This is a genomic window from Ferruginivarius sediminum, assembly GCF_003344765.1.
GTDB lineage: Bacteria > Pseudomonadota > Alphaproteobacteria > Kiloniellales > Rhodovibrionaceae > Ferruginivarius > Ferruginivarius sediminum.
Window position 1 is genome coordinate 133088 of record NZ_QPMH01000005.1, and the last position, 13277, is coordinate 146364.

Here is a 13277-nt window from a genome sequence, read left to right on the forward strand (position 1 = left end):
GTCCTCCAGGCCCACTACCAGAAGTTCCTGGCCCGCGGCCGGCCCAAGAAGATTGCCCTCGCCGCCTGCATGCGCCGCCTGCTCGGCATCCTCAATGCCATCCTCAGGACCGCTACACCATGGCAAACCGCTTGACACACAAGACAGTCGCTCAGCGGCAGGTCACCATTTCATAGTCGAGCTTGCCCATCGGCTCAGCTTCCACAACTGGGATGTCGTAGAGAAGCCTTGTGCGCGCCTCGATGCTGCCGACGAGGTCCTCGCCTAGTTCCAGGGCGTCGTAGGCCCGGTCGTGGCTATAGCCGGTGAGGTACTTGCGGGCGAGCTCGTCCTGACCATTCTGGTACAGGGTCAGGGCCGTCTGCTCCACGGCCTCGCCGTCTTTCAGCATGGTGTCCTCGAACGCCACCAGCGCCTCGGTGACCTCGGGCAGGAACTTATCCGGCTTGTGGCAGGTGTAGTACATCAAGCGTTTGAACAGGCGGCCGGCGAACTGGCTTGCTTCCTGCAGCGCGGCCTCCGCCGTGACGAAGGTCGACGCCGACCCCTTGGTCAGATAGCGGTGCTTACGAAACTCGGGCGGCACCGACGTGACGCCGATGCGCCAGGGGATGAAGGGCGCGGTGACCGAGCCCGTCGGCGCCACCCACAGCGTGCGCAGTTCCTTGTGCGGGGTGTCGGCGTTGAGCCGCACGGCTTGGCCGTAGCCGTTCGAATCCTTCGACATTGCCGGATCGCGGACGACATTCATGAATTGCCGGAAGCTGATTCCCGGGGTCAGTGTTTCAAGCTTGTGCTCGATCTCATTCACCGTCGGCCGACGCATCGGCGCGTCCTGGGCGCCATAGACCTTGTGCACATTGAACGGCTCGCCGGAATCAGGGTCATACCACCCCTGCTCCACGGCAAACGAAATCAGGTTGTCGGAACCCATGTAGTCCGGATCGTCCTGATAGTCCTTCGGGATGTCGCCAATGTAGCCAGGATAGGACATTCGGACCTCGTTCGGCCCCAGCCGCTCGGCGACCCAGAGGCCTTGGCTGCCGGCGAAATCGATCAGGACCCAGCCCTCCTCGGCGTCGGCGAACATGTGCGAGTTGCCGCCGTAGGTGGAGTAGCCGTACTTGTCGATCATCTCGCCGACGATCTCGACGGCCTCCCGAGCACTGCTGGCGCGCTGCATCACGATGCGGGACAGGTCGCTGTACTGCGGGCCGGTCTGTGGCGCCTCGGTCATCTCGATCAGTTCCGTGCGCGACGGCGACCAGATGTCGCGGGCTGCGACGCCCTGCTCGTTGAGGCCGCCATTCGTCAGTGGCGGCGGGAAGCCGGCCCAGTTGGTGTAGGTCATCGAAATGTACTTGTAGGTCTCGCGTACTTGCGGGATCTCGGTCAGCTTGCCGGGCTTGTTCGGGCCGCCGTACATCTCCGCCTCTTCAGTGAGGCCGACGGTGATCCGGGCGCCCTCCGGATGCGTTTGGTGCGGCACGATGCGAAGGTAATGGCTGGAAACCTCGTCCCCCGTGCCACCGATGAAAACGCTACCGTCACTTGTCAGGTTGCGGCCCACATAAAGACCATAGCTGGCCTCGGAAATCGCGGGCACGCACATGAGCGCCACGGTAATCGCGACGCAGTAGGCGCGACTGGCTGGCATCGGAGCCTCCTTGAGTTGAATCACGGCTTTGTTAAGCTAACGGTGCAAGCCAGCTCGGGGTTTCAACGGGGCTTAATGTAAACCTTGATGGATCCTGGCGCGGTTTGAAGGGGGCAGGCCAACCTCTAGGGCGTCCGCCGCCCAATTCTCGCGTTCCGGGATCACGAGTTCGTACAGCTGTCCCATGAGTTCGGCGGCCAGAGGCGATCCGAAGCCGCCTTCTCAGCTTCCTGTGCCGCCAAGAGGCGTCCAACGCTGCACCCACCTGTAGCGCGCGGGGGCGGGCCGTGCGGAACAGCCCGGTTCGCAGCAGTTTGCCGATGTGACTTTGACCGGATGCGACCGCGAGGGCCTCGGGCAATCAGCGGCGCCAAGTGTAGACGCCGCCCCTGTGATGCACTCGGCCGCGTTGGTGGGGGAGGCGTCTATGTTTTCAGGAACATCAAGGCGTTAGGCGGGAAATGGCTGGGGGACCAGGATTCGAACCTGGGCTGCCCGGTCCAGAGCCGGGTGTTCTACCGCTAAACTATCCCCCAGCAGAGAGGCGCGGTGCGGTAGGGCCGGCGCGGCGGCCGGCGCAGCCCGTTACATAGTCGAGGTGGGTGGGTCCGTGCAACCCCCTCTCTGCATGGAATTTCCTTTTGTTTGCGCCCTGGCGGAGCCTTCGTCCCGGATCGACCGGGAACACGAAAGATTGGGGTGGCGCCTCCCTGGAGGTTCGGCGGCGGACGCGCTAGGCTATGCAACGAATTGGTCGTGCTTGACAGGCAAGGGGCCCGAAGGGTGGGGCGGGCCCGTTCGCCTCGGACCGGAGGTTGACTGGTGACTCAGTTTCTGCGTGCGCGCCGGCGCCGGCGGCGACCGCCTGCGTCCGATGCCGCGCCGCAACCGGCTTACGCCGCGATTGACCTTGGCACCAATAATTGCCGGTTGCTCGTGGCGGAGCCGGCGGACGGCGGTTTTCGCGTCATCGACGCCTTCTCGCGCATCGTCCGCCTGGGCGAGGGACTGTCGTGCAGCGGCCGGCTGTCGGACGCGGCGATGGGCCGGGCGTTGCGGGCGCTGGAGATTTGCGCCGACAAGATGCGCCGGCGGGGTGTCACCGACGCGCGCGCGGTGGCGACGGAGGCCTGCCGCCGGGCGGAGAACGCCGCCGTCTTCGTCGGGCGCGTGCACAACGCGACCGGCATCGAGATGGAGATCATCAGCCAGGAGGAGGAGGCGCGGCTGGCGCTGCACGGCTGCGCGCCGCTGCTGGACTGCGCCATTCCGAACGCGCTGATCTTCGATATCGGCGGCGGCAGCACCGAGGTGAGCTGGCTGACTACGCCGGGCGCGAAGGCGCAGGCCGAGGGGGGCGGTGTCGCGGCGCCGGACCTGGTGGCCTGGTACTCCATGCCCATCGGGGTGGTCGGCCTGGCCGAGCGGCATGGCGGCCGCGACATCACGCCAGCACAGTACGCCGCCATGGTGGAGGAAAGCCGCGAGGCGCTGGCGCCCTTTGCCGCCCGGCCGGAAGTGTGCGACGTGTTGAGCGAGGGGCGGGTGCAGATGCTGGGTACCTCGGGCACCGTCACCACGCTTGCCGGAGTCTATCAGGGCCTGCCGCGCTATGACCGCAAGCGGGTCGACGGCTGCTATATGGGCTTCGACACCGTGCAGGCCGTCAGCCGGCGCATCGCCGCGATGAGCTATGGCGAGCGCAGCCGCCATCCCTGCATCGGCGACCAGCGCGCGGATCTCGTCATTGCCGGCTGTGCGATCCTTGAGGCGATTTGCCGCACGTGGCCCGTGGGCCGGCTGCGCGTCGCCGATCGTGGGTTGCGCGAGGGCATCCTGGCCGAGCTGATGCGCGCCTCGCCTACGCGGCCCTGCAACGAGACCGAAAAGGACGGCCAGCCCGGTCCGAGGCAATCGCCATGACGGGGGATAGCGGCTCGGACGGCGACCGTGTGCGCCGGCGGCGGCGTCGCGAGCGCAAGCCGGCGGCCGGCGGCGGCGGGCGGCTGGTCCGCGCGAAGGGGCGTAAGGACTCCTCGCGGGAGTGGCTGCAACGCCAGCTCAGCGACCCTTACGTAGCCGAGGCAAAGCGCCTGGGCTACCGCTCGCGCGCGGCATTCAAGCTGATCGAGATCGACGACAAGTACAAGCTATTGAAATCCGGCATGCGGGTGGTGGATCTGGGCGCGGCGCCCGGCGGCTGGTGCCAAGTGGCGCGCGAGCGCGTCGGCGAGCGCGGGCAGGTGGTCGGCCTCGACCTTCTGGAGTTGGAGCCGCTGCCCGGCGTCGAGATCCTGCAGGGCGACATGAACGAGCCCGAGACGGTGGATCGACTACGTGCCCGCCTTGGCGGCCCGGCGGACGCGGTTCTCTCCGACATGGCGCCCAATGCCACGGGGCACAAGCGCACCGACCAGCTTCGCGTGCTGGCCGTGGTCGAGGCTGCCCTGGACTTCGCCGAGCGGGTCCTCGCGCCCGGCGGGATGTTTCTGGCGAAGACGATGCAATCGGGCGGCACGGGCGAGCTGGCGGCGCGCCTGAAGCGCGAGTTCCGGCAGGTGCGCTACGTCAAGCCGCCGGCCTCCCGCAGCGCGTCGGCGGAAACCTATGTGTTGGCCACTGGCTATCGCGGGCCTCAGTCTACCGGCGCGCCGCCCGAGTCGGATTAAACCGCCAGAACGTCGCCCAGGTGCGACTCCAGGGACTGAACGTTCAAGTTGGTCAGGTCCTTGTCCAGTTCGCGGTAGACCATCTCGCGGGTTTGCTTGGGCAATTCGTCGCGCAGGCTGCCCAGGGTCTTCGGCGGGGCCACGAGGATCAGCCGGTCGAAGTCGCCCTGCATGCGGGACTTGTCGAGAATCCGCGCCACGTGGTGTGCGAAGCGCTCCTTCTCGAACTCGTGCCAATCCACCTTGGGCGCGAAGCCATGGCGCGTGGTGCCGCCAGGATCGGAAGAGCGACCGGGCTTATCGGTCACGATCTCCCGGTTGGGCGGGAGGTCCTGGTGCAGTTCGCGGCTGAGGGCCGCGGGTTTCAAGCCCTTACCGGGGCCTTCGTTCATCAGGAAACGGGCACGGGCGCCATCGGCGACGACGATGCAGGTGCGAACCGGCTTCATATGGTGTCCTTTCCTCGACGCTCGATCGCTGTCAATTCGACTACGCCGAAGGTGGCTGCCCAAAGGCTGGACCCCTTCGACAAGCGCACGCCCAACCGATTCAAATGGGGTGCGCGCGCGTGCCGCTCAATGGGAGGGCAGCAGGGTGACAGACATGTGCGAATCCGGCACGTACGCCCCCTTGGCAGTGACCGTGCAACGTGTATGATGCGCCGCCAATCCGAACATGGTGATTGGCATGGAACTGCGCACCGCGCTTACCTTCGACGACGTACTTATCGAACCCGCCGAGTCCTCCGTTCTTCCCGGTGAAGTGAACACCGGCACCCGGCTGACCAATGCGATCGAGCTGGGGATCCCCCTGATCTCCTCGGCGATGGATACGGTCACCGAAAGCCGTCTTGCCATCGCCATGGCCCAGGCCGGCGGCATCGGCGTGATCCACAAGAACCTGACCGCGGCCGAGCAGGCGGATGAAGTGCGCTCGGTCAAGAAATTCGAGAGCGGCATGGTGGTGAACCCCGTCACCATCCGCCCGGAGCATACGCTTGCCAAGGCGCTGGACCTGATGGATCGGCACCACATCTCCGGCATTCCGGTGACCGAAGAGGGTGGCAGGCTGGTCGGCATCATCACCAACCGCGACGTGCGCTTCGCCTCCAACCGGAAGCAGCCGGTCTCCGAGCTGATGACCAAGGACAGCCTGGTCACGGTGACCGACGGAGTCGACCGCGAAGAGGCCAAGCGGCTACTGCACACCTATCGTATCGAGAAACTGCTGGTGGTCGACGGGGACTACCGCTGCACCGGCCTTATCACCGTCAAGGACATCGAGAAGGCCAGCGCCCACCCCAACGCCTGCAAGGACGACAAGGGGCGCCTGCGCGTCGCCGCCGCCACCGGCGTCGGCAAGGATGGGCTGAAGCGGGCGGAAGCGCTGCTGGAGGCCGAGGCCGATGTGATCGTGGTGGATACCGCGCACGGCCACTCCCAGGGCGTTCTTGATCAGATCGGCCGCATCAAGCGGTTGTCGAACGCGGCCCAGGTCATCGGCGGCAACGTCGCCACCGCCGACGGCGCGCAGGCGCTGATCGACGCCGGCGTGGATGCGGTGAAGGTCGGCATCGGTCCGGGCTCCATTTGCACGACCCGGATCGTCGCGGGCGTGGGCGTGCCGCAGTTGACGGCGCTGCACAACACCGTGGAGGTGTGCCGGCGCAATGGCACGCCGGTGATTTCCGATGGCGGCATCCGCTTCTCCGGCGACATGGCCAAGGCGATCTCGGCCGGCGCCAACGCCGTGATGATCGGCTCGCTGCTGGCCGGCACGGAAGAAAGCCCCGGCGAGGTGTTCCTCTATCAGGGCCGCTCGTACAAGGCCTATCGTGGCATGGGCTCGATGGGGGCGATGGCGCGTGGCTCGGCGGACCGCTATTTCCAGCAAGAGGTGTCGGACAGCCTGAAGCTGGTGCCCGAGGGAATCGAGGGCCAGGTGCCCTACAAGGGGCCGGCAGGTACAGTGATCCATCAGCTTGTCGGCGGCCTGCGCGCGGCGATGGGCTACACCGGCAACCGCACCATCGGAGAGCTTCACAAGAACGTCCGCTTCCTGCGGATCACCAACGCGGGTATTCGCGAAAGCCACGTCCACGACGTCTCCATCACCCGCGAGGCCCCGAACTACCGCAACGCATGAACGTGGGCGATCCTTCACGAAGACGCGGCGGGCGGCGATGACCCCGGCCGCGCGCATCGAGGCGGCGATCGATTTGCTGGGGCAGGTCGTCGCCCTCGATCGGCCCGCCGAGCAGGTGGTCGGCGATTACGTGCGTGCGCGCCGCTTCATGGGATCGAAGGACCGGCGGGCGGTCACCGACCTTGTGTTCCGCATCCTGCGGGCTCGGGCGCGACTGGAATGGTGGGCCGCGATCGCCGGCGGCGCATCGCGGGAGGCTGCCGAGCGCGCGGCGGCGGCCGGTGCGGCGGGGCCAAGGCCGCTGGTCCTGGCGGCGCTTGTGCTCTTCGGCGACAACAGCGTGGAGGAACTGGCCCGGCTGTGCGACGGGCGGCAGTATCACCCGCAATCTCTGGAGCCGGGCGAACGCGCTATGCTGGAGGCACTGGCGGGCGCAGAACCGTCCGACCAACGCCAGCCGCCGTGGGTGCGACTGGAGGTTCCGGCCTGGTTGCTTTCCGAGTTCGAGAGTGTCTTCGGCGAGGATGTCGAGCGCGAGCTGACCGCCTTGAACGCCGAGGCGCCGGTGGATCTGCGCGTCAATCGCCTGCTTGCCGACGACCGGGATAGCGTGGCCGCCATGCTGCGCGAGGACGGCATCGAATGCGAACCGACGCCGCTTTCACCCATCGGCCTGCGGGTGAAGGGACGTCGTCCGGTGACGGCGAGCCAGGCGTTCCGCCAGGGGCTGGTGGAGGTGCAGGACGAGGGCTCGCAGCTTCTCGCGCTGCTTGTCGGCGCCCGGCCGGACATGAGTGTTTGCGACCTCTGTGCCGGCGCCGGCGGCAAGACGCTGGCGCTCGCTGGCGAGATGGTCGACCACGGTCGGTTGGTGGCGCTGGATACCGAGGGCGACCGCCTGGGCCGGGCAGGACCGAGGCTGCGCCGTGCCGGCGCGCGCAATGTCGAGCGCAGGCTGCTGACGGGGGAGGGCGACCCCTGGCTGCGCGAGCAGGCGGGCGGCTTCGACCGCGTTCTGGTCGATGCGCCGTGCAGCGGTGTCGGCACGTGGCGGCGCCAGCCCAATGCCCGCTGGCGGCTGAGCGAGGACGAACTGCAGCATTATGTCGCCGTGCAGGCGCGCATTCTTGACGATGCCGCCGGCCTCGTGCGCCCCGGCGGACGGCTGATCTACGCCACCTGCTCACTGCTGGCACGGGAGAACCGGGAACGCGTCTGGGAATTTCTGTCGAGACACGGCATATTCGAGTCTGTCGCGATTGAGGAGGTGTGGGGTGAAACCGTCGGCGGCTCCTGTCCCGGTTCAGGGTCCGACCTGACGCTCAGCCCCGCCCGTCATGGCACCGACGGTTTCTATGTCGCGGTGCTGCAACGCCACGAGGCTGAGTGATGCAGACCACGGTCCGCATACGCCGTGCCAGGGCGAACGAGGCGTCGGCCATCGCCAGGGTGCATGTCGAGACCTGGCGTGCCGCCTATGCCGGGCTGGTGCCGGACGACTACCTTGTGCGGATGACCGAGAACGGTCAGGCGTTCACCTGGCGCAAGACCCTGTTACGAAAGCAGCCGGATTCCGCCGTCCTCGTGGCCGAGGCGCCGCCGGCGGGGCAGGGCGCGCCGCACACGGTCGTGGGTTTCGGCTCTTGCGGTCCGAACCGGGGCAGCAAGCTTGCGTATAATGGCGAGGTGTACACGCTTTACGTCGCCCAGGACTGGCAGGGCCACGGCATCGGGCGGAAGCTGCTGGGCGGGCTTTTCCGCACGTTGTACGACCAGGGCTACCGCGACTGCATCATCTGGGTCCTGGCGGCCAATCCGGCCCGCTTTTTCTATGAGCGCATGGGCGGCCAGCGCATTGCCGAGCGTGGGCAGGAGTTCGCCGGCGAAGTGCTGGAAGAAGCGGCTTACGGCTGGCCCGATCTGGAGGACTGGCTGCGGCAGACCGGCGGGTGAGGCGCGGCGTTCCGCCTGCTTGACCCCGACATTTCGCGGGGCTAGTTTCCGCCCTCCCCAGCGCAGCCGGCGAGTGCCATGGACTCCGCGACGCAGCACCACGACCGTATCCTCATCCTCGACTTCGGCTCCCAGGTCACGCAGTTGATCGCGCGCCGCGTGCGTGAGAGCGGAACCTATTGCGAGATCATCCCCTTCAACGCCGATCCGGCGCGCATTCGCGACTTCGGTGCGAAGGGCATCATCCTATCCGGCGGCCCGGACTTGGTTTCGCGCGCCGGCTCGCCGCGCATTCCGGACGTTGTGTGCGAACTGGGCGTCCCGCTTCTCGGCATCTGCTATGGCCAGCAGGCGATGGTGCATCAACTGGGCGGCACGGTGCAGGGCGGCGACCATCAGGAATTCGGCCGCGCCTATCTGGAGGTGACCGGCGACTGCCCGCTGTTCGACGGTGTCTGGAATCGGGGTGAGCGGCATCAGGTGTGGATGAGCCACGGCGAACGCGTCGTCGAGGTGCCGGAAGGCTTCCGCGTCGTCGGCACCAGCGACGGCGCCCCCTGCGCGGCCATCGCGGACGACGCGCGCGGCTTCTACGGCGTGCAGTTCCATCTGGAGGTGGCGCATACGCCGGACGGTGCCGCGCTGCTGCGCAATTTCACGCGCCAGGTCTGTGGCTGCACGGGCGACTGGTCGATGGCCGCGTTCAGGGCGGAGGCCGTCGCCCGCATCCGCCAGCAGGTCGGCGACGGCAAGGTGATTTGCGGCCTCTCCGGCGGGGTCGATTCCGCGGTCGCCGCCGTACTGGTGCACGAGGCGGTCGGCGAGCAGTTGAACTGCATCTTCGTCGACCACGGCCTGCTGCGAGCCGGCGAGGCGGAGGATGTGGTCGAGGTGTTCCGGCACCACTACAACATCCCGCTGGTGGCGCGCGATGCCTCCGAGCTTTTCCTCGGCAAACTGGACGGCGTCGACGATCCCGAGCAGAAGCGGAAGATCATCGGCACGACGTTCATCGACGTCTTCGATGAGGAGGCGGGCAAGCTGGGCGGCGCCGATTTCCTGTGCCAGGGCACGCTCTATCCCGACGTGATCGAGTCGGTCTCCCCCGGCGGGGGACCGTCGGTCACCATCAAGTCCCACCACAACGTCGGCGGCCTGCCAGAGCGCATGAACCTGAAGCTGGTGGAGCCGCTGCGCGAGCTGTTCAAGGACGAGGTGCGCGCGCTCGGCCGCGAGCTGGGCCTGCCCGAGCGCATGGTCGGCCGCCATCCCTTCCCGGGACCGGGTCTTGCTATCCGCATCCCGGGCCCGGTGACGCGCGAGCGCGCCGACATTCTGCGCAAGGCGGACGCCATCTATCTGGAGGAAATCCGCAACGCCGGCCTCTATGATGCGATCTGGCAGGCCTTCGCCGTGCTGCTGCCGGTCAAAACTGTCGGCGTCATGGGCGACGCCCGCTCCTACGATTTCGTCTGCGCCCTGCGCGCCGTCACATCCACCGACGGCATGACGGCCGACAGCTATCCCTTCGACCATGCCTTCCTGTCACGGGTGGCAACGCGGATCATCAACGAGGTGCGGGGTATAAACCGCGTCGTTTACGATGTGACTTCCAAACCGCCGGGGACTATCGAGTGGGAGTAATCAGTTGCAATTTTGAAAATTGCAACGGCCTGTTTTGTGGCAGTTCGTAATAATAGTCGCCAATACGTGAAGAAATATGTTGATAGATCAAAACATCCGGGCCCAGCAATAGCCGCGCGGATGTGAATATTTACGCCTTGATACGCAGAAACTCAGTTATCTTGGCGTGGCGCCTCCCAATCCAGCGCTGTTGGATGCCGGATGCGCAAATCTATTGATAGCGCTTCGGTGGCACCGCTAGCACATCCACCTCCGCTTTTCTCAACACCGCCTCTGCCACGCTGCCGAGAAGCAGCTTCGCCAGGCCACTCCTCCCGCGCGTTCCGACAACGATCAACCCTGCCTCGGTCTCCTCGGCCACCGTCAAAATCTCGTTGGCTGGATTGGAATTGTCATGTCGTACGATGTGCTCCGCGAGTTCCACATCCAACGGCCCCATGAATTGAGCAAGCTTGCGCGCTGCATCCTCGCATTCTTTCTTTAGATAGTATTCCTTGTCTTCCTTTGGCATCGCGTGACCGATTGCGAGCCCGAGCGTTGGAGCATCAAAAACATACACGACCGACGTCCTTGCGCCGCCGGCCATCTTGAGTGATGCGAAGCTATCGATCGCTGAATGGGAGCCATCCGACAAGTCGGCTGTCAGGAGGACGTTTCGATAGGAACCGACGGGCGGCGAGTTGGCCATCAGGACCGGACAAGCGACCGAGCGGATTGTGCGTTCCGCTGTCGTGCCGATGAACATATCGCGGAGCGCCTGCCGGCGATGGGGCCCAATGACTAGCAGGTCCGGGGTGCGGTCCCCGACTGCTTGAACTATTCCGGCGAACGGCGCGCCGAGGATCACCTGCGTATCGCAGGTCACGCCATCCATGTTTCTCAGCGTGGCCGACTGCTCATAGAGCAGTTGTGAGGCGGCGTCACGTTCGCTCTCTACGATACGCTCGGGCTGGTCGTCGTCTATGACATGAATGAGGGAAAGTGCGGCGCCTGTTTGCTTGGCGAGCATAGTCGCGCGCCGAAGGGCGCGATCCGATCGCTCCGAAAAATCAGTCGCCACCAGGATGCTTTTCATCACATCCACCTTCCCAGTCAATGTTGGCACTGTACGCGACTGCGGCAAGGAGCCCAACCAGCGACAAACGCTGTCTGGATGGTTTCAACGATATTATAGTAATACAAATCTGCCTGAATTCGATTGAAAGGCGTTCACAATGATTGACGAGCAATATTAGGCAATCAACGAGGTCGCTGATCTCATGAAGGTCGGGGAGGCCACGGTTCGGCGCTGGATCAAAGACGGTGAACTCCGCGCGATCGATATTGGCAGACGGTGGCGGATCGCGTCGAGCGACCTGGACGCCTTCCTGCAACGTCATGCGACAAGGCCGCCGCAAGAGTTGAATGGTGGCATGTCCCTTTATGAGGAGAACACGTCCCGGTCCAAGTCCGGGGGAAAGAAAGGAAATGGGCCTGGGGCATAATGGAAGCGATTGTTGAATCCGCGTTTGGAGAGGTTGCGGCGCTTTTGGTGATGGCCGCAGTGATCGGCTTCGTCGGAATCATCCTTCGGCAGCCGCTCATTGTCAGTTTTATCGCCGTTGGTTTGATCGCTGGGCCCTCGGCCCTCGATGTGGTGCGGTCTGACGAGCAGATCAGCCTCTTGTCGGAACTCGGGATCGCAGTCCTGCTCTTTCTCGTCGGCATCAAGCTCGACGTGAAGCTGATCCGTTCGCTCGGTGCGGTATCCCTTCTGACCGGGTTGGGACAGGTCGCATTTACGTCGGTCTTCGGTTATCTGATCGGCCTCGCACTCGGACTCGGCCACGTCACGAGTCTCTATGTCGCGGTGGCGCTGACGTTCTCCTCAACGATCATCATCGTCAAGCTGCTGTCCGACAAGCGCGAGATCGACTCGCTGCACGGACAGATCGCACTCGGCTTCCTGATCGTCCAGGACCTGGTCGTCGTACTGGCGATGGTCGTGCTGTCGGCGATAGGGATAGGTGCGGGCGACGGCCATGGCGGTTCCGGCTCGGTACTGATGGTACTCGCCTCCGGTCTCGCGATGGTAGCGTTGGTATTCCTGTTCGTGCGCTATGTCGCCAATCCGTTGACCGAAAGGTTGGCACGCGCTCCCGAACTTCTCGTCATATTTGCCATCGCGCAGGCAGCGATGTTTGCGGCTATCGGCGACTTCGTGGGCCTTGGAAAAGAGGTTGGGGGCCTGATGGCCGGAGTGTCCTTGGCCTCAACTCCCTATCGCGAAACCATCGCAGCCCGCCTGGCCCCGCTCAGGGATTTCCTGCTCCTGTTCTTTTTCATTGCACTCGGCGCGACGCTCGATCTGTCACTTCTCGGTACTCATGTGACCAGCGCCGTCGTCTTCTCGCTCTTTGTGCTTATCGGCAACCCGATGATTGTAATCGCGATCATGGGGGCGATGGGATACCGCAAGCGCACGGGCTTTCTTGCTGGTATGACCGTCGCGCAGATCAGCGAGTTCTCACTCATATTCATTACGATGGGCGTCTCCCTCGGTCACGTCGAGGAAGATGCTTTGGGTTTGGTGACGATGGTTGGCCTCGTAACTATCGCGGCTTCGACATACATGATCACCTATTCCCATCAGCTCTACGCGTTGTTCGATCCGCTTCTCGGCGTGTTTGAGCGCAAGGGCACGCCGCGCGAGCCGAGCGACGGCGAGGAGCATGTGCAGGACGGCTACACCGTCCTGATTTTCGGTCTTGGCCGGTTCGGTACGGCCATCGGCATGCGCCTCAAGAGGCGCGGCGTCCGTGTCCTCGGCGTGGATTTCAATCCCTTTGCGGTACGCCGCTGGCGCGAGCTTGGCCTCGACACGGAATATGGCGATGCGACGGATCCGGAGTTCGTTGCCGAGCTGCCTCTGGCGCGGGCCGAATGGGTCGTCTCCACCGTTCCGATCCATCCGACCGGGCTCAGCCATGAGGATACGCGAACGACGCTGATCCAGCTTACTCGGACCGCCGGTTTCCGGGGGCGAATAGTGGTCACCTCCCACAACCCAAAGGACACGGAGGATCTCATCGGTGCAGGTGCCGACATGGTCCTGGAGCCTTTCCAGGATGCGGCCGACCGGGCCGTGGATCTGCTCTGCGGCGGTCCTGAGATAGAACGCACGGAGATCCCCCAGATCGAGACGGAGGAAAAGCAGGCGTCATGAGTTT

General features: G+C 65.0%; 12 protein-coding genes and 1 tRNA gene. 8 read left to right on the plus strand and 5 right to left on the minus strand.

The window, feature by feature from the left end; all coding sequences use genetic code 11:
- Positions 1-151: 151 nt before the first annotated feature.
- Both DRB17_RS07445 and DRB17_RS07450 read right to left on the minus strand, forming a co-directional pair.
- Complete coding sequence (locus DRB17_RS07445) at positions 152-1657, minus strand: C69 family dipeptidase (RefSeq protein ID WP_114581574.1); 1506 nt, start codon at positions 1655-1657, stop codon at positions 152-154.
- Positions 1658-2119: 462 nt separating this feature from the next.
- A tRNA-Gln gene (locus tag DRB17_RS07450) sits at positions 2120-2193 on the minus strand.
- A 286-nt stretch (positions 2194-2479) separates the two neighbouring features.
- Between DRB17_RS07450 and DRB17_RS07455 the strand changes: the two genes are divergently transcribed.
- Together DRB17_RS07455 and DRB17_RS07460 are read left to right on the plus strand one after the other, a co-directional pair.
- On the plus strand, positions 2480-3580 hold the full coding sequence (locus DRB17_RS07455) for a Ppx/GppA phosphatase family protein (RefSeq protein WP_114581575.1): 1101 nt from the start codon (positions 2480-2482) through the stop codon (positions 3578-3580).
- The gene (locus DRB17_RS07460) at positions 3577-4326 is read left to right on the plus strand and encodes an RlmE family RNA methyltransferase (RefSeq protein WP_114581576.1); all 750 of its coding nucleotides are present in this window, start codon (positions 3577-3579) and stop codon (positions 4324-4326) included. The genes DRB17_RS07455 and DRB17_RS07460 overlap by 4 nt, the downstream gene beginning before the upstream one ends.
- Here the strand turns inward: DRB17_RS07460 and DRB17_RS07465 are convergent.
- Positions 4323-4775, minus strand: coding sequence for a baeRF12 domain-containing protein (locus DRB17_RS07465; RefSeq protein WP_114581577.1), 453 nt, complete (start codon positions 4773-4775; stop codon positions 4323-4325). The two genes, DRB17_RS07460 and DRB17_RS07465, sit on opposite strands and share 4 nt — an antisense overlap.
- 238 nt (positions 4776-5013) lie before the next feature.
- Between DRB17_RS07465 and guaB the strand changes: the two genes are divergently transcribed.
- The 4 genes from guaB (at position 5014) to guaA (ending at position 10068) form a co-directional block, all read left to right on the plus strand.
- Positions 5014-6471, plus strand: a complete 1458-nt coding sequence (guaB, locus tag DRB17_RS07470) for an IMP dehydrogenase (RefSeq protein ID WP_114581691.1) — start codon at positions 5014-5016, stop codon at positions 6469-6471.
- A gap of 37 nt (positions 6472-6508) precedes the next feature.
- A complete protein-coding gene (locus DRB17_RS07475; RefSeq protein WP_114581578.1) occupies positions 6509-7861 on the plus strand; it encodes an RsmB/NOP family class I SAM-dependent RNA methyltransferase in 1353 nt (450 codons plus the stop codon).
- Positions 7861-8424, plus strand: coding sequence for a GNAT family N-acetyltransferase (locus DRB17_RS07480; protein WP_114581579.1), 564 nt, complete (start codon positions 7861-7863; stop codon positions 8422-8424). Before DRB17_RS07475 ends, DRB17_RS07480 begins: the two co-directional genes overlap by 1 nt.
- 78 nt (positions 8425-8502) lie before the next feature.
- On the plus strand, positions 8503-10068 hold the full coding sequence (gene guaA / locus DRB17_RS07485) for a glutamine-hydrolyzing GMP synthase (RefSeq protein WP_114581580.1): 1566 nt from the start codon (positions 8503-8505) through the stop codon (positions 10066-10068).
- A gap of 211 nt (positions 10069-10279) precedes the next feature.
- Here the strand turns inward: guaA and DRB17_RS07490 are convergent, their stop codons facing one another.
- On the minus strand, positions 10280-11143 hold the full coding sequence (locus DRB17_RS07490) for a universal stress protein (RefSeq protein ID WP_114581581.1): 864 nt from the start codon (positions 11141-11143) through the stop codon (positions 10280-10282).
- Complete coding sequence (locus DRB17_RS20660; RefSeq protein WP_241503770.1) at positions 11118-11447, minus strand: hypothetical protein; 330 nt, start codon at positions 11445-11447, stop codon at positions 11118-11120. The genes DRB17_RS07490 and DRB17_RS20660 overlap by 26 nt, the downstream gene beginning before the upstream one ends.
- Between DRB17_RS20660 and DRB17_RS20945 the strand changes: the two genes are divergently transcribed.
- Positions 11361-11552, plus strand: coding sequence for a helix-turn-helix domain-containing protein (locus tag DRB17_RS20945; protein ID WP_421778547.1), 192 nt, complete (start codon positions 11361-11363; stop codon positions 11550-11552). The two genes, DRB17_RS20660 and DRB17_RS20945, sit on opposite strands and share 87 nt — an antisense overlap.
- Positions 11552-13273 (plus strand): cation:proton antiporter, encoded by a 1722-nt coding sequence (locus DRB17_RS07500; protein ID WP_241503771.1) that lies wholly within the window; start codon positions 11552-11554, stop codon positions 13271-13273. The genes DRB17_RS20945 and DRB17_RS07500 overlap by 1 nt, the downstream gene beginning before the upstream one ends.
- Positions 13274-13277: the final 4 nt, after the last annotated feature.